Below are 16,441 nucleotides of genomic sequence, written 5' to 3' on the forward strand. Positions count from 1 at the left end.
GATGATCCTCTTCGGTACCAACCCGATTGCCTGGTCCAATGACGACGACCGTTCGCTTGGCGCGCATATCAGCCTGGAGCAGTGCCTGGACGAAACCGCCAAGATCGGTTTCGACGGCATCGAGAAGGGCCACAAGCTGCCGACCGATCCGGCCGGCCTCAAATCGGTCCTCGAACCGCGCGGCCTGAAGTTCGTCTCCGGCTGGCATTCGCTGAACCTGCTCACCAACAGCATCGAGGACGAAAAGGCCGCGATGCAGCCGTTCCTCGACGTGCTGAAGGCCATGGGTTGCAAGGTCATCATCGTCTGCGAAACCTCGAATGCCATCCACGGCAATGATGAGGTGGCACTCGCCGATCGTCCGAAGCTGGCTGAGGCCGACTGGGCCAAGTTCGGCGCAGGCGTCGAGGCGCTGGCGGAATTCTCGGCCTCTCAGGGCATTTCGCTGGTCTACCATCACCACATGGGAACGGTCGTCGAGAGCGAAGCGGAAATCGATCTCCTGATGCAGCATACCGGCCCGCATGCCAAGCTGCTGCTCGACACCGGCCATTGCTACTTCGGTGGCGGAAACCCGGAAGCCGTTGCGAAAAAATACATGCACCGCGTTGGCCATATCCACGCCAAGAACGTTCGCCCGGTCATTGCCGAACAGGTCCGCACCGAAAAACTCTCCTTCCTGGAAGGCGTGCGCCGCGGCGTGTTCACCGTTCCGGGCGATACGGAGGGCGGCGTCGAGTTCCCGCCGGTCCTCAAGATTGCCGCAGAACACGGCTATCAGGGCTGGATCGTCATTGAGGCGGAGCAGGACCCGGATGTCCGCAACCCTTACGAATATCAGAGCCTCGGCTTGAAATCGCTGAAGGGCTTCGCCAAGGATGCGGGCCTGATCTGACCCGATAGCAAAGGATAGCCCGTTGAAGCTGCTCGACCCCACGCATCCCTTCTTCCAGCCGAAGTGGCGCCGGATTCTGACGGTGGTCCTGCCCCTCCTCTGGGGGCTGGTGGAAGCCTATAACGGATCGTGGGGCTGGGCGCTCCTGTTCGTTGGCGCCGCAGCTTATGCGGGCTACGAACTTCTCTTCATGTACGACCGGTCGATCGCGGAGGCGGAAGCGAAGAAGGCTGCCGCCGCTGCTGCACGGGAAGGAGACGAGGAATGAGCAAACTGTTGCGCAAGCCTGCGGGCAAGACCGGCAAGGTGCACGACATCACGCCGCAAAGCGCCGAGTGGGGCTATGTCGGCTTTGGTCTTTACCACCTGAAGCCCGGTGAAAAGGCGGCCGAACCGACCGGCAAGACCGAGGTGATCCTGGTGCTGGTGGAAGGCAAGGCGAAGATTTCCGGCGCGGGAAAGGAATTCGGCGAACTAGGCGACCGCATGAACGTCTTCGAGAAGAAGCCGCCGCATTGCGTCTATGTTCCCGCCGGAGCCGACTGGTCGGCCGAGGCAACGACGGATTGCACGCTCGCCATCTGCACGGCGCCCGCCAGCCCCGGCCGCGAAGCGCAGGTCATCGGCCCCGCCGGCATCAACCTCACCGAACGCGGCAAGGGCGCCAATACCCGCCACATCTTCCCGATTGCCATGGAAGATCGCGATGTGGCCGACAGCCTGCTGGTAACCGAAGTCTTCACCCCCTCCGGCAACTGGTCGTCCTATCCGCCGCACCGGCACGACGAGGACAATTTCCCGGACATGACCTATCTGGAAGAGACGTATTACCACCGCCTCAACCCGGCGCAGGGCTTTGGCTTCCAGCGCGTGTTCACCGAGGACGGCTCACTGGACGAGACGATGGCCGTCTCGGATGGCGACGTGGTTCTGGTGCCGAAGGGGCATCACCCCTGCGGCGCACCTTATGGCTACGAGATGTATTATCTCAATGTGATGGCCGGTCCGATGCGCAAGTGGCGGTTCCAGAACCATCCGGACCACGACTGGATCTTCAAGCGGGACAATCCGTGATCGGAACAGGCGGCATCGCCTCTTGCATGTCTCTCAATTGAGAGACATATTGCCCCCTGACAGCTACAGGGAGCCGAGGCATGGGCAAGACGGCGATGCTGCATATCCGGGTCGAAGAGAGCCTGAAGGCCGAAGCCACCGAAAAGCTGGCGCAAGTCGGGCTTACGGTTTCCGATGCGGTCCGCATTCTGCTGACGCGTGTTGCAAAGGAAGGCGGATTGCCGGCCGGTCTCACCACAGATCCGCAGGCCTATGACACCTGGTTCCGGGCCAAGGTTCAGGAGGCGCTCGACGATCGCCGGGCGCCATCGCTGCACGCCGATGTGATGGACGACATGCAGGCAATGATCGACAGGAAGCGTCGTGCGGCGTCTTGAGTGGCGTCAGACGGCGCGGTCCGATCTGCTTTCCATCATCGACTACATTTCAGACCATAATTCCGATGCCGCGCAGGCACTGAAGGACGAGATCGATCTCAAGGTCGGCCGCCTGATAGAGCATCCGCGTCTTTACCGCGCCGGCCGCGTCGAAGGCACCCGCGAAATGGTGGTGCGGTCGAACTATGTGGTGATCTATCGCGAGGATGAGAGCGCCGTCAGCATTCTGCGCGTGCTGCATGCGGCCCAGCAGTGGCCGCCCGAGGCCGTGCGGGGCGAATGACGCCCCGCACGGCCATTTCGACCATGCCTCACGCCGCGTAGCGCGAAACGGCCAGATCCCTGGTCTCGATATCCGCCTTGCGACCGCTGACGATGTCGGCCAGAACCTTGGCGGAACCGCAGCTCATCGTCCAGCCGAGCGTGCCATGGCCGGTGTTCAGGTAGAGATTGCGGATCTTCGTCGCACCGATGACGGGCGTGCCATCCGGCGTCATCGGGCGCAGGCCCGACCAGAAATCGGCGCGCGACACATCGCCTCCGGGAAAGAGGTCGGTGACCGAATGTTCGAGCGTGCGGCGACGTGCCGGCCCCAGATCATTGGTATAGCCGGAGATTTCCGCCATGCCGCCGACGCGGATGCGATCACCAAGCCGGGTGATGGCGATCTTGTAGGTCTCGTCCATCACGGTGGATTCCGGCGCGCGGCTGGCATCGGTGATCGGGATGGTCAGCGAATAGCCCTTGACCGGATAGACCGGCAGGCTGATGCCGTGCGGCTTGACCAGCATCGGCGAATAGCTGCCGAGTGCCACCACCACCGCATCCGACTGGATGCGGCCGCCATCGGTCACGACAGCCTTCACCGCGCCACCGTCCACTTCCAGGCCCTTGATGGCCGTGCCCCACTGGAAGCGCACGCCCATGCTTTCCGCCTTGGCGGCCAGCGCATTGGTGAACTTGAAGCAGTCGCCGGTCTCGTCCTTCGGGGTCAGAAGACCGCCGACGATCTTGTGGCGCACATGGGCGAGCGCCGGCTCGGCGCGGATGCAGCCTTCCGGATCAAGCACTTCGTAGGGAATGCCATCCGCCGCCAGCGCCTTGACGTCCTTGGCGGAGGCTTCCAGCTGAGCCTCGGTCCGGAACAGCTGCAGCGTGCCCTGCATGCGCTCGTCATAGGCGATACCGGTTTCGCTGCGCACTTCGGCGAGCGCCAGGCGGCTGTAATCGGCAAGCCGCAGCATCCGGCTCTTGTTGAGGGCATAGCGTTCCGAGGTGCAGTTCATCAGCATCTTCAGCATCCAGGAAAGCATCGCCGCGTCGAGCTTCGGTCGCAGGATCAGCGGAGCATGCTCCATGAAAATCCACTTCATAGCCTTCTGAGGAATGCCGGGCGCCGCCCACGGCGAGCAGTAGCCGAAGGAAACCTCGCCGGCATTGGCAAAGCTCGTCTCCAGGGCCGGGCCTGCCTGCCGGTCGATCACGGTGACCTGATGGCCGGCCTTCGCCAGATAATAGGCCGAGGTCACACCGATGACGCCCGCGCCGAGAATGGTAATCTTCATGGTGATATCCCCGTTTTGTTGTTCTGCCGAGTTCTAGCGATAGTGCCGCGCATAGCGTGTGCCGATCCCGGTCAGGATCTCCCAGCTGATGGTGCCGGCATCCTCGGCCACCTGCTCGATGCTCTGGTGCGGGCCGATCCATTCCACCCGCCCGCCAAGTGAAAGAGTGCCGTCCGGCAGGTCGCTGATATCGATGATGGTGCTGTCCATCGAGACGCGGCCGACGATCGGCAGGCGTACATTGCCGAAGAAGAAGGCGCCGCGATTGCTGAGCGAACGCGGCACGCCGTCCGCATAGCCGATTGCCAGCGTCGCAAGCCTCTGCGCACGCTCGGTGACATAGGTTGCCGAATAGCCGACGCCCGTGCCGGCCGGCACCGTGCGCGTCTGCACCACGGCGGCTTCGATGCCGACGACCGGCTCCATCGGCCGCGTCAGGATATCGGTCGGGCGGGCGCCATAAAGGGCAATGCCGGGGCGCACCATGGCGCCGCGATAGGCTTCGCCCAGGAAGGAGCCGCCGGAATTGCCGAAGCAGACCGGGATGCCGGGGAAGGACTCGGCAATGCTCTGCATGACTTTCGCCTGTGCAGCATTGTGCGGATCTTCCGCCTCATCGGCGCAGGCGAGATGGCTCATGATATAGCGAATATCGATGCCCTCCAGCAACGCGGCATCGGTCGAAAGCGCCTCGGCCTCTTCCGGTGCCATGCCAAGCCGGGACATGCCGGTATCGAACTGCAGCAGCGCCGGCAGGCGACGCCCGAGCAATCTGGCCGTGCTGCGCCAGCGGCCGACCTGTTCCAGCGAATTCAGCACCGGGATCACGTTGCGCAGCGCGCAGTCACTTTCCACGCCGGGCTGCAGCCCGTTCAAAACGTAAAGCGAGGCATCGTCAGCCAGCAGCGCACGCAGGGCAACCGCTTCGCCATATTGCGCGACAAAGAAATCGCGGCAGCCCTCCTCATAGAGAGCCGGGGCAACGCGATCGGCGCCGAGGCCATAGGCATTGGCCTTGACCACGGCGGACGCTCTGGCCGGTGCCACCAGCGTGGCAATGCGGCGCCAGTTGCGCCGCAGGGCGGAAAGATCGATGGTCAGCACGCCCGGCGCGCCGCTCTTTTCCCAGTTCGTCACGCTCGCCATGTTCATGGCCCAACCCTCAAGAATTGTTATATCCGGGAGTGTAGCGGAGAAATCCTGCATGTTTTGCGCAGATATTGCTTGGAACGCGCAAACATGCTCAATTCCATCACGCAATTTGCATTCTTATTCCGGAAACGAGCATGGCCGCGACACTGGACGCCATCGACCGCAACATCATACGCCTGCTGAGGCTCGATGCGCGCATGAGCAGCGCACGAATGGCCGAAGTGGTCGGGCTTTCCCCCTCCGCCTGTCTGCGGCGCATCCGGCTGATGGAGGAAAGCGGCGTCATCCGTGGCTATACGGCGCTGATCGGCTCGGCAGAAGAAGGCAGCACCATCGCCGTGATGATCAATATCACGCTGGATCGGCAGACGGAGGACTATCTCAACCGCTTCGAAGATGCCGTACGCAAGCATCCGGAAATCCGCGAATGCTATCTGATGACCGGCGACTGGGATTATTTTCTGCGTGTCGAGGTGGAAAGCCCGAAGGAGTTCGAGGCGATCCACACCAATATCCTGTCAAAGCTGCCCGGTGTCACACGCATCCATTCGAGTTTCTCGATCCGCAACGCGCTGACGGCGCGGGGACGACGGCATCCTCAATGAAGGGCAGCCGGCCGGCTGCGCCGGTTGGCGACCGACTGGGCGAGAAGCGTCTTCAGCGCCCGCACGGAACCAGCATCCGTGCGCAGCATTTCGCGGGCGGCAAAGCTGAGCTCTATCAGCTGTCGATCGTCCTCCGCGTAACGTGCCGAGCAGGACGCATGCAGTTCGCGCACGACAAGGCGCTCCAGCAGGGCAGGGGCGCTCTGCGGCCTGACGCCCGCGCCCGGCATGATGGAGATCCGTTCCCCGGCCTGCTCCACCAGTTCTGCCAGAAGATCGACCCCTTCGAGCGCCGTCGGGCGTCCCCCCGAGGTCAGGATGCGGGAGAAGCCCAGCGCAACTGCCGCTTCGAGCGCCTCCCGCTTGTCGGGCGTCACGTCGAAGGCGCGATGCAGGGTGAGATCGAGCCCGGCCGCGTGGCGGCAGAGGGTGGCAAGCGTTGCCGCATCCAGTCGACCATCCGGCAGGCTGGCGCCCAGCACCACGCCGGCAAGACCGGTGGCGCGCGCCGCGTCGATATCGGATTTCATCATCTCGACCTCCTCCGGCGAGAAGACGAAGCCGCCTGAACGCGGACGGATCATGGCATAGACAGGGATCGCCTGGCGACCGGCCAGCGCCATGAAACCGCGCGACGGGGTCAGCCCACCGACAGACAGCGCTGCACAGAGTTCGATCCGGTCAGCGCCGCCCTCGATGGCGGCAAACAGCCCTTCGGCATTGTCGACGCAGATTTCGAGGACAGGCTTTTGCAGCATTCCGGGACGATTCCTGTTGCGATTGTTCATGCGTAGCGCACCTTGCGGCCATCCAGAAGAAGGAGCAGCACAATCCCCGCGCAACCGACCACCGCGCCGAGAACGGAGACCGTGGCATAACTGCCGAGGCGCGTGCCGATCGCGAAGATCAGGGCGCTGAGGCCGGCGCTGAGGAAGATGTTGACGGCAATCAGCGAACTGCCGAGACCCGGCCTGTCGGCAATCAGATCCTGCAGATAGGTGATCGGCAGGCTGATGATGGCAGCCGCCGCGATGCCGCTCAACAGCGTCTGGGCGTAAACGTGCCACACCTCCGTCGCAAGCCCCTGCAGCACCAGATAGACGGTGTAGAGCCCGGCCCCCAGCGCCAGCGCCCGAACGGGCTTCAGAAAGCGTTCGGCGCGGCCCCAGACGAGGATGAAGAGGATTTCCAGCGCCGCGACGATGCCGACGATGATGCCGAGATCACTGACAGTGCCGCCGGCCTGGCCGGTGACGATGAGCGGGCGCACGGCATCGCTGACATGCAGCATGGAGCAGATGAGGGCAATGGCCAGCACGCGAAGCGCCACGCGCGGCTCGATGATTTCGAAGAGCGATGCGAGAAAGCGATAGCGATCCTCGCTGCCGGCGCGGGTGCGTGGCGGCGCAACCGGCAGCCAGACTGCCGTGATCACCAGGCAGGCGAGCGCGGCGGCCGTCGCCACCAGATAGGCCGGCAGCATGGAACTGGCACCCGCCAGCATGATGCCGACCAGACCGGGCATCAGTACCCAGGACAGCGAAATGGTCGCACGCATGGTGGAATTGATCGCCACCAGTCGCGCCGCCGACAACCCTTCGGAACTGGCCCGGACATTGGCGAAGATCAGTGAATTCAGCGCGCCGAAAATCGGGATGAACAGCAATTTGGACATCACGAAGGCGGGCGCGCTCGCCGCGACATAGACGATACCGAAGCCTGCGACACCGAATACGGAGACGATGACGATCGAGCGCCGGTAATCGCCCATCCGGTCGGCAAGAATCCCCATCATAACGCTGGCAGTGACATTGATCACCGCGGCGGCAAACATCAGCGTTGCGTAGCCGGAATCGCTGAGTCCCAGTTCCTGGATGCCGATCAGCGACTGATAGGGGGAGGTGGCCGCCCCCGTGGTGCCGAACAGGAAGATGGCCAGTGCCGAGATCCGGAGCGAGGGATCGGACAGTGTCGCGCGAAGAGAGCCGCTCATGCGGCCCTCGCGGTTTCACGCAGATATGGCTGCCTTCGACTCTTCACGTCTGGTCGGCCCAGCGAGCGGAGAATGCGGCTTCTGCCGTGAATTCAAAATCCTTCTCAAAGGGATAGCTCGGCTTCTTGCGACGCCGGTTGACCAGCTGTTCGATGTCCTGGTTGATCACGCCATCCGTCAGCGCCATCAGGTTCGGATTGGCGATCGGCGCAAGTTCCGGCGAGAGATAGCCGGATTTCACGACCAGCAACCGCACCGTCTTCGGATCGATGCCATGGCGGGTGAAATCTGCAATGTTGTGATAGGGTCTGCGGCGCGAGGCGAGGATCAGCGTGATACCGCCGATGCGCACGACGGCCTGCCGTTCCGCATCGACGCCCGGATCGTCGAGGCGCAGAACCTCCACCTCGGTTTCGACGCTCGGGCTTGCCGGATCGAGCCAGGCACCGATCTTCAGCGTCAACCGGGCGCCGACGCCGGCCTCGAAGCAGGCGGCAACGGCCGGTCGGTCGGTGATGCCGCCGATCACGGCGCCCTCGAACGAACGAGCGATCAGCGCCTTCAGCACATCCGCACGGTCGCCCACGCCGCCACCGGTCGGATTGTCGCCGGAATCGGCGAGGATCACCGGACGGGTCGTTGCCTGTTCGGCGATATCAAGCACCTCGTCGAGCGGCGCAGTCACCGGGCCGAAGCGGAAGTCCGACCGAGCCTCCCAATAGGATTGGGCAATGGCCTCTGCTGCCGTCTTCGCGGCCGCCTTGTCTGTTGCCGTCACCACCGCACAGGCCGTGCCGCGCGGTTCGTCCGCCCAGACATAGCCAACCATCAGGTTTGCATCCCATATGCCCTCCACGGCGTCATGCTCGGGCAGCTTCGCATAAAGGCTCTTTGCCGGTTCGTCCTCCGTTGAGGTGCGCTCCCCCGGAAGCAGAACCGGGACGGGCGCCCAGGCAACGCCCGGACGTTGCCCCGTCTTCAGCGTCTTCACCAGCATAGACCAGGCGCGCACCATGGTTTCGCGCACATCTATATGCGGCGCGGTGCGATAGGCCGCGAAGATATCCAGCTGGTCGATGATCTTCTGCGTCACGTTGCCATGCAGGTCATAGCTCGCCGCCACCGGTACATCCGGACCGACGACGGCGCGAGCCGCCGAAATCCAGTCGCCCTCGGCATCGTCCATGCCTTCCACATTCATCGCGCCATGCATGGCGAGATAGAGACCATCGAGCGGCAGACTGTCCTGCAGCAGGGCCAGGAACTCCGCCTTGAAGGCCTCATAGGTGTGCCGCGCCACCGGGCCGCCCGGCACGGCCCGCGCATGCAGCAGCGGCAGATGCACGATGCTCTCTGCATCGAGAAAGTTGAAGTATTCGGCGTCCAGCAGATGCTGGCCGCGCAGCACGCGAAAATCCTCCGGCTGCATCAGCACGGGCGAGGAGGTGGAGCATTCGGTGTGGATGCCGCCGACGGCAATACGCAGGGTCATCGTGGTTTCTCTCCTCAGAGCTTCGGCATCAGCGGGCTGATGGCAGCAAACCGCATCCAGTCCTTGTTGTCCTTCGGCGTCCAGGCCGCCTCGGCGATCGCACCGAGACGCGGGAAGACGAGGTGGTTGAAGTAATCGCGGTTGAGAAAATGTTCCGACCAGATGCAGGCCTGTACGCCCCGCATGCGCGGCTTCAGGTCTTCCGGAAACTCACCGACCGCCTCATAGGTGTAGCTGTGTTTCGGCGGCACCGTACCGGCCCAGCTGGCGCCGGGCTCCTGGAAGGCCTCATCCTGCACCATGTCGAGATAATAGGCCTGGCCGGGAGTCATGACGACATCGTAGCCCTGCCTGGCCAGCTCCACACCGACCTCCGGTTTCTGCCAGGCCATCAGCAGCGTGCCGTCCGGATCGACGCCGCCGCCATGGGACACCTCGTCCCAGCCGGCAAGCTTGCGGCCGCGTTCGGCCAGCATGGCCTGGATGCGCTTCATGAAATAGCTCTGCAGGCCGAAGGTTCCCTCGATGCCTTCCTGTTCCATCAGCTTGCGGGCCAGCGGCGAGGCCATCCATGTGTTGGCCGCCACTTCGTCGCCGCCGATATGGATCAGCTTCGAGGGGAATAGCTCCACCATTTCATCGAACACCTTGCCGAGCACCTCATAGGTCAGCTCGATGGCCGGGTTCAGCGCATTGTTCGGATAGCCCTGGACGGAACGATAGCTGTCCGGCGCTTCCTGCCCGTCGACCAGTTCCGGCAGGGCAACGAGCATGGCCGTGCTGTGGCCGGGAATATCGACTTCCGGCAGGATCTCGACATGAAGGGCGGCCGCATGCGCCACGATCGCCTTCACATCCTCCTGCGTATAGAAACCGCCGACCGGCTCCGCGCCATTGCCGAGTTGCGGCAGCATCGGCTCGTCCGGCCCGCGCAGCACGCCAAGCGTGGTCAGCGTCGGATAGGCCTTGATCTCCAGACGCCAGGCCTCGTCATCGCTCAGGTGCCAGTGGAAGATGTTGAGCCGCATCCAGGCCATGATGTCGATGAGGCGAACCACATCCGAGACCGGATAGAACTGGCGGGACACGTCCAGATGGCAGCCGCGCCAGCCATAGCGCGGGTAATCGGCAATGCTGCCCGAGGCGGGGAAGCGGAAGGTTTCCGGATCAAGGCGTGCGCCATGCAGCAGATGGGCAAGCGCGGTGAGGCCATACTGGCGACCAGCCGCATCGCCATAGGAGAGCGCAATCTCCTCGCCGAAGGACAGGGTAAAGCCTTCCGCGACGAGGTTCTTGTCTTCGGCGAAGCGAATCGCCTTGCCCTGATGCGCCGGCACCAGCGAAAAAGGCTGATGGCCGATCTGGAACAGACGGCGATAGAGACTGCCGATGGAGAGAAGCGCCTGCTTGTCCGAAAGCGTCGCACCGTCTGCCGGATAGAGCGCTACCGGAACGGTGTCGCCGGCCACTAGTTTCGCCGAGACCGGCCAGGGCAGCAGCGAGAAAGGCTCCCTGGCATCACCCTTCGGCATCAGCACCGGTGCGGGTTCAGCCGGACGGCCGGAGAGCAGCGTATCGTCGACGCTGACCGGGATGTGGGTGCCATCCGCAAGCGTCAGATAAGCGGATTTCGCGCCGTCCGTTCGGTGGCGCGCCGGACGCCAGAGCGGCGCCACCGTGAAGCGCCAGCTTTCGCCGGGAGCCAGAGTAAAGCCTGCCGGTGGCGCATACTGGTGGAAATTGGCGTTGCGGCGCAGGAAGACGGCGTTGTCACACCGCGCCTCCTCCGAATCCTTGATCCGCGTCAGCGAGGTATAGGCAAGCTTGAAGCCACTGATCGCATTTTCGGACAGGTTCACGAGGGTAAAGACGAAGCGGCCGCAGAGATCGCCCTCCACCGGCTCCCACGAATTCTCAAGACGAAAAACAGCATCGGCCATGTCGGTTCCCCTTCAGCTCTTTATGACTGGATGGCTCAGTAGTGTTCGGATTGCGAAAAGGTGCGGGCGAGCTCCGTCTGGCCGGCCGTCAGGCCGCAATCGACGGGCAGGCAGGTGCCGGTGATGGCCGCAGCCTGGTCGCTTGCCAGGAAGAAGACGGCATTGGCCACGTCCTCGGCGGTCGCGATGCGGCGCAGCGCATACCAGCGCCTGGCTTCCTCGAACACCTGCGGATTGGCGGCAGCCCGCGCCTCCCAGGCCTGCGTGCGCACCGTGCCGGGCGCCACCGCATTCGAGCGGATGCCGTATTTGCCGTATTCCACTGCGACCAGCCGGGTGAAATGGATCAGCCCCGCCTTGGCCGCGCTATAGGCCGGATGGCCGAACACGGCCATGCCGTTGACGGACGCAATGTTGACAACCGAACCGGACGTCTTCTTCAGCGGCTCCTCCAGCGCCCGGAAGGTCAGGAAGGCGGCTTCGACGTTGAGCGCCGCATCCTTCCGCCAGATCTCCGCCGTGGTGTCGTGCAGGGACACCGCGCGGGCCGCACCGGCATTGTTGACCAGCGTCCTCACCTCACCGAGCTCCGCCACGCGCCTTGCCATGGCTGCAACGCTTTCCTCATTGGTCACGTCGCACGGAATGGAGACGAAGCGTCCGGGCGAACCGAGCAGATCCTGCGCCTTTTGCAGCGCCGCCTCATCGATATCGACGAGGGCCACGACGTCATGCGCTTCGGCAAGTCTCAGCGCGATGGCGCGGCCAATATCGCCGGCGGCACCGGTGACGACAGCGACGGAACGGCACATGATCAATCTCCGAGTATCTGCCGGTCGTCACCATCACGGTGCTCGACCAGTTGCTGCTTGATATGCCGAAGCGTGACGGTGGAAAGCTTGCGGTTGCGATAGGCCACAAGGCTGGCCAGCACGTCGACCACCGCCAGGAAGGCAAAGCGGGTGGAGGTCGGCCGGTAGATGTTGTCGCCTTCCGGCAGGTCGATGCCGATCACGGTTTCTGCCGCCTCGGCGACCGGGCTGCCGCTCTGGGTGAGAGCAATCGTGCTGATGCCGTTTTCGCGGGCAAGCCTGAAGCAGCGCACCAGCTCGTGGTTACGGCCGGAAAACGACGAGCCGATCAGCACGTCGTTGGAATGGGCCGCCGCCGTGAACATCAGTTGCATGTTGTGATCATTGCTGGCGGTGACCCGCGAGCCCAGCCGGAAGAAGCGGTTCTGGAGCTCGGTTGCGATCATCGAGGAATTGCCGCCGGAGCCGAAGGCATAGATCATGTCCGCCCGCGACAGGCGGTCGGCCGCCTTTTCCAGCACGACGGGATCGAGCGCGCGGTGGATCAGAAACAGCGCATTCTGCGCCTTGGTGATCACATCCTCCGCCACATCGGCCGGCTCGGTGCTCTTGGCTTCCGGATTGAGGTAGCGCACGCCGACAAAGGCAGTCTTGGCGAGGCGTACCTTGAAATCGGCAAAACTCTGGCACCCCAGACGCCGGCAGAAGCGCGTGACCGTGGGCGGCGACACCTCCGCCCGCTCCGCCAGCTCGATGATCGAGGCATTCACCGCAAAATCGAAATCCCCCAGCAGAAGGTCGGCGATCCGCTGCTCGGCGGGAGAAAACTGGCTGCGCTCTTCCTGAAGCGTGGCGAAGATATCCATGGGCGTGCCCGCTCAGGCCTTCGGCTTGTAGGCGATGCAGTCGATTTCCACCTTGCAATCCACCATCATGCTGGCCTGTACGCAGGCCCGTGCCGGCGGATGCTCGCCGAAATAGCCCTGGTAGATCTTGTTGAAGCTCCAGAAGTCACGCGGATCATCCAGCCATACGCCACAGCGCACCACATGCTCGACGCCGTAACCGGCCTCGTGCAGGATAGCGATCAGGTTCTCGATCGCCTTGTGGCTCTGCTCCACGATGCCGCCGGAAATGATCTCGCCATCTTCCATCGCGACCTGGCCCGATACATGCAGCCAGCCATCGGCCTCGACCGCTCTGGCGAAGGGAAGGCGCTGACCACCGGCACCAGCCTTCTCGGCTCCATAACGCTTGATCGACATGCTACCTCATGGAAATTATTTTCTTCAATCGTTGACACTGGACCATAATCGCGGGATTTTGACCAGAGTTTTTCTGAGATCATGAAAAGAATTTAGAAAAAAGGCCAATCATGCGCGACCCCTTCCGCAATCCCTTCCCCGAAAGCGATACCGCCCGTCACGCCATCTGGGAGATGCTGGTGCCCCGCGACATCGATGCCTTCCTGGCGGCCGACTGGTCCATGGTGGCGGACGATTTCGTCGAAGAGGGCTTTCTCGGCATTTCGGGCAACCGTGACCCGAACCCGGACAACTGGCGCCTGGCCTTCCCCAATCTCGCCGCCTATCGTGACGAATGGTTGCGGCAGGCCGAGGATTTCCGGGGCCAGACCTATGGCGAGGATCCGCGCCACGCGATCTTCTCCACCACCACGCTCGAAGTGATCGAGGTGGAGGGCGAGACGGCGCTGGTGCGCAAGAAGTTCGATGGCGGCATAACGAAGAGTGACGGCACTCTGGACGTGATGCGCTGGCAGACCCTCTATTATTGCCGCCGGCACGAAGGGCGCTGGAAGATTTCCGGCTTTACCGGCTATCTGCCGAACCCGATGGGCTGACCCACCCTTTCTTCGTCCCGCAACGAAAGCAACACCGCGTGCGCATCTTCACCGCTGCCCTTGCCACGGAAACCAACACCTTTGCCCCGATCTGCATCGATCGCCGCGCCTTCGAGGAATCGCTCTATGCGCCGCCCGGCCAGCACCCGGCAACGCCAACGCTCTGCACGGCGCCGATCACCGTCGGGCGCAGGGTCTGTGCAGAGAAGGGCTGGACGCTGATCGAGGGCACGGCCGCCTGGGCGGATCCGGCCGGCCTGATCAACCGCCAGGCCTATGAAAGCCTGCGCGACGAGATCCTCGATCAGTTGAAAGCCGCGCTGCCGGTCGATGCGGTGGTGCTTGGCCTGCACGGCGCCATGGTGGCGGATGGCTATCTCGACCCGGAAGGTGATCTGCTGACCCGCATACGCGCGATCGTCGGTCCGGACATTCTCGTCTGCGCGGAACTCGACCCGCACAGCCATCTGACGGAAAAGCGGGTGGCGGCGGCGAATTTCTTCGTCGTCTTCAAGGAGTTTCCGCACACGGATTTCGTGGACCGCGCCGAAGATCTCTGGCGCATTGCCATCGATACCCTGGAAGGCCGCGTCACACCCGTCATGTCCGTCTTCGACTGCCGGATGATCGATGTCTTTCCCACCTCGCGCGAACCGATGCGCTCCTTCGTCGACCGGCTGATGGAGATCGAGCGCACCGATGTTGACGTGCTGTCGCTTTCGGTCATCCACGGCTTCATGGCAGGCGATGTGCCGGAGATGGGCACCAGGACCATCGCCGTTACCAATGGCAAGCGGGAAAAGGGCGAACAATTGGCCCGCAGTCTCGGCCTTGACCTCTTCTCCAAGCGCGGCACCTTCATGATGCCGTGGATCGACGAGAAGCAGGCCGTCGCGCAGGCGCTTGCCAATCCGAAGGGTCCGGTCGTCATCGCCGACATGTGGGACAATCCGGGCGGCGGCACCGCCGGCGATGCCACCGTGGTGCTTGAGGAACTGCTGGCACGCGGCGCGACGAATGTCGCGATCGGCATGATCTGGGACCCGATCGCCGTACAGATCTGCATGGCGGCCGGCGAGGGAGCCGAAATCCCCCTGCGGTTCGGTGCGAAATCCGCGCCGGGCACCGGCAATCCCGTGGATGGCATCGTCAAGGTTGTGAAGTTGAAGCCCAATGCCGAGATGCGCTTCGGCGACAGCATCGCGCCCTTCGGCGATGCGGCGCATATTCATCTGAACGGCATAGACATCATCCTGAGTTCGGTGCGGGTGCAGAGCTATGACCCGTCCCTGTTCACGGCGCTCGATCTCGACCCGTTAACCCGGCATATACTGGTCATCAAATCGACCAACCATTTCTATGCGGCCTTCTCGAAGATCGCCTCCGAGATCCTTTACTGCTCGGCCGGCACACCCTATCCCAACAATCCGGCGACGAACCCTTACCGGCGCGCGCGCCGCGATATCTGGCCGATGATGGCCGACCCGCATGGAACCGAGGCCGCCTGACATGGATCTTTCGACGCATTCCACCCTCGATCTGCCGCGACCGAAGCCGGGGGAGGGGCTGCATGCCCTCTCCACACCGCTGCCTGTCATCGATGAGGACAAGCTGGCGGCCAACATCGCGCGGGTCCAGTCCTACATGGACAGCCACAGGCTCGCCTTCCGCCCCCATATCAAGACACACAAGATCCCGGCCCTCGCCCGCCAGCAGGTGCAAGCAGGCGCAACCGGGATCAACTGCCAGAAGATCACCGAGGCCGAAGTGTTTGCCGATGCCGGCTTCGAGGACATCCTGATCACCTTCAACATCCTCGGCGAGCAGAAGCTGGCGCGCCTTGCCGCGCTCAACGAACGGATTTCCGGTCTGAAGGTGGTGGCCGACAGCATCGTGACGGTGACCGGTCTTGCTGCCTATTTCACCGGCCGCAAGCCGCTGACCGTGCTGGTCGAATGCGATACCGGCGGCGGACGCTGCGGCGTGCAGACACCGGACGAGGCAGCCGCCCTGGCGCGCGGCATCGCCGCCAGCCGCAGCCTCGTCTTCGGCGGCCTGATGACCTATCCGAAGCCAAATGCGGAGGCGGCTGTCGAACACTTCTTCATCGCCGCCATGGCCTATCTGGCGGCCGACGGCATTGACTGCCGCATCCGCTCGAACGGCGGCACGCCGAGCCTGTTTTCCGCCCATCTGGTGCCATCCGCCACCGAGCACCGCGCCGGCACCTACATCTACAACGACCGCTCGATGGTGCGTGCCGGTCACTGCACGCTGGATGACTGTGCCATGCACATCCTGGCAACGGTCGTCTCGCGCCCGACGCCCGAGCGCGCGATCCTCGATGCCGGTTCGAAGGCGCTGACCTCCGACCTGCTGGGCTTTGCCGATTACGGCCATATCGTCGACTACCCAGAGGCCGTCATCACCGGCCTCTCGGAAGAGCATGCGACCGTGGACCTGTCGAAGGTCGAGGGCATCCGCCCGGAAATCGGCGAGCGCATCCGCATCATCCCCAACCACACCTGCGTCGTCTCCAACCTCTTCGATGTCATGACCTTCCACCGCAACGGCGTGGTAACCCGGGTGGAGGAGGTGACCGCCCGCGGGCTGGTGTGGTGAGGCTGCAGCAACAACCGCCGCGGCTTTGGCAAATGCCAGACGGCCAAGCGCCT

General features: G+C 63.5%; 18 protein-coding genes. 9 read left to right on the forward strand and 9 right to left on the reverse strand.

What is annotated here, in order from left to right:
- Position 1 precedes the first annotated feature (1 nt).
- The 5 genes from iolE (at position 2) to KLP42_RS07605 (ending at position 2,629) form a co-directional block, all read left to right on the forward strand.
- Positions 2-895, forward strand: a complete 894-nt coding sequence (gene iolE, locus KLP42_RS07585; RefSeq protein WP_215565610.1) for a myo-inosose-2 dehydratase — start codon at positions 2-4, stop codon at positions 893-895.
- Between the two features lie 22 nt (positions 896-917).
- Positions 918-1,163 (forward strand): hypothetical protein, encoded by a 246-nt coding sequence (locus tag KLP42_RS07590; protein ID WP_215565611.1) that lies wholly within the window; start codon positions 918-920, stop codon positions 1,161-1,163.
- On the forward strand, positions 1,160-1,969 hold the full coding sequence (iolB, locus tag KLP42_RS07595) for a 5-deoxy-glucuronate isomerase (protein ID WP_215565612.1): 810 nt from the start codon (positions 1,160-1,162) through the stop codon (positions 1,967-1,969). Before KLP42_RS07590 ends, iolB begins: the two co-directional genes overlap by 4 nt.
- A gap of 80 nt (positions 1,970-2,049) precedes the next feature.
- Positions 2,050-2,346 (forward strand): type II toxin-antitoxin system RelB/DinJ family antitoxin, encoded by a 297-nt coding sequence (locus KLP42_RS07600; RefSeq protein WP_252192835.1) that lies wholly within the window; start codon positions 2,050-2,052, stop codon positions 2,344-2,346.
- Positions 2,333-2,629 (forward strand): type II toxin-antitoxin system RelE/ParE family toxin, encoded by a 297-nt coding sequence (locus tag KLP42_RS07605; protein WP_215565613.1) that lies wholly within the window; start codon positions 2,333-2,335, stop codon positions 2,627-2,629. The genes KLP42_RS07600 and KLP42_RS07605 overlap by 14 nt, the downstream gene beginning before the upstream one ends.
- Before the next feature lie 28 nt (positions 2,630-2,657).
- On the opposite strand, the gene KLP42_RS07610 is transcribed toward KLP42_RS07605, so the two are convergent.
- Together KLP42_RS07610 and alr are read right to left on the reverse strand one after the other, a co-directional pair.
- Entirely contained in the window at positions 2,658-3,911 is a 1,254-nt protein-coding gene (locus KLP42_RS07610; RefSeq protein ID WP_215565614.1) for a D-amino acid dehydrogenase, read from the reverse strand.
- Between the two features lie 33 nt (positions 3,912-3,944).
- On the reverse strand, positions 3,945-5,063 hold the full coding sequence (alr, locus tag KLP42_RS07615; protein ID WP_215565615.1) for an alanine racemase: 1,119 nt from the start codon (positions 5,061-5,063) through the stop codon (positions 3,945-3,947).
- A 134-nt stretch (positions 5,064-5,197) separates the two neighbouring features.
- Between alr and KLP42_RS07620 the strand changes: the two genes are divergently transcribed.
- Entirely contained in the window at positions 5,198-5,668 is a 471-nt protein-coding gene (locus KLP42_RS07620; RefSeq protein ID WP_215565616.1) for an Lrp/AsnC family transcriptional regulator, read from the forward strand.
- On the opposite strand, the gene KLP42_RS07625 is transcribed toward KLP42_RS07620, so the two are convergent.
- The 7 genes from KLP42_RS07625 to KLP42_RS07655 are packed head-to-tail and all read right to left on the reverse strand — an operon-like array spanning position 5,662 to position 13,170.
- Complete coding sequence (locus tag KLP42_RS07625) at positions 5,662-6,423, reverse strand: copper homeostasis protein CutC (protein WP_215565870.1); 762 nt, start codon at positions 6,421-6,423, stop codon at positions 5,662-5,664. The two genes, KLP42_RS07620 and KLP42_RS07625, sit on opposite strands and share 7 nt — an antisense overlap.
- Before the next feature lie 29 nt (positions 6,424-6,452).
- The gene (locus tag KLP42_RS07630) at positions 6,453-7,661 is read right to left on the reverse strand and encodes an MFS transporter (RefSeq protein WP_215565617.1); all 1,209 of its coding nucleotides are present in this window, start codon (positions 7,659-7,661) and stop codon (positions 6,453-6,455) included.
- 43 nt (positions 7,662-7,704) lie between these two features.
- Positions 7,705-9,147: a M81 family metallopeptidase gene (locus tag KLP42_RS07635; RefSeq protein ID WP_215565874.1), complete on the reverse strand. Its 1,443-nt coding sequence runs from the start codon at positions 9,145-9,147 to the stop codon at positions 7,705-7,707.
- Positions 9,148-9,167: 20 nt separating this feature from the next.
- On the reverse strand, positions 9,168-11,093 hold the full coding sequence (locus KLP42_RS07640) for a beta-N-acetylhexosaminidase (protein WP_215565618.1): 1,926 nt from the start codon (positions 11,091-11,093) through the stop codon (positions 9,168-9,170).
- A gap of 35 nt (positions 11,094-11,128) precedes the next feature.
- On the reverse strand, positions 11,129-11,905 hold the full coding sequence (locus tag KLP42_RS07645) for an SDR family oxidoreductase (protein WP_215565619.1): 777 nt from the start codon (positions 11,903-11,905) through the stop codon (positions 11,129-11,131).
- A 2-nt stretch (positions 11,906-11,907) separates the two neighbouring features.
- Positions 11,908-12,771 carry a MurR/RpiR family transcriptional regulator gene (locus KLP42_RS07650; RefSeq protein ID WP_215565620.1) on the reverse strand — a complete coding sequence of 288 codons (864 nt, stop codon included), beginning with the start codon at positions 12,769-12,771 and terminating at the stop codon, positions 11,908-11,910.
- A gap of 12 nt (positions 12,772-12,783) precedes the next feature.
- Positions 12,784-13,170, reverse strand: a complete 387-nt coding sequence (locus tag KLP42_RS07655; protein ID WP_215565621.1) for a RidA family protein — start codon at positions 13,168-13,170, stop codon at positions 12,784-12,786.
- A gap of 110 nt (positions 13,171-13,280) precedes the next feature.
- Between KLP42_RS07655 and KLP42_RS07660 the strand changes: the two genes are divergently transcribed.
- From KLP42_RS07660 to KLP42_RS07670, 3 genes are read left to right on the forward strand one after another with little or no spacing between them, the layout of a single operon-like run.
- On the forward strand, positions 13,281-13,766 hold the full coding sequence (locus KLP42_RS07660) for a hypothetical protein (RefSeq protein WP_215565622.1): 486 nt from the start codon (positions 13,281-13,283) through the stop codon (positions 13,764-13,766).
- A gap of 38 nt (positions 13,767-13,804) precedes the next feature.
- Positions 13,805-15,274, forward strand: coding sequence for a M81 family metallopeptidase (locus tag KLP42_RS07665; RefSeq protein ID WP_215565623.1), 1,470 nt, complete (start codon positions 13,805-13,807; stop codon positions 15,272-15,274).
- A gap of 1 nt (position 15,275) precedes the next feature.
- Complete coding sequence (locus KLP42_RS07670; protein ID WP_215565624.1) at positions 15,276-16,388, forward strand: D-TA family PLP-dependent enzyme; 1,113 nt, start codon at positions 15,276-15,278, stop codon at positions 16,386-16,388.
- The last annotated feature ends 53 nt before the right edge of the window (positions 16,389-16,441 follow it).

It is taken from the genome of Rhizobium sp. CSW-27, from assembly GCF_018760785.1.
Taxonomy (GTDB): domain Bacteria; phylum Pseudomonadota; class Alphaproteobacteria; order Rhizobiales; family Rhizobiaceae; genus Neorhizobium.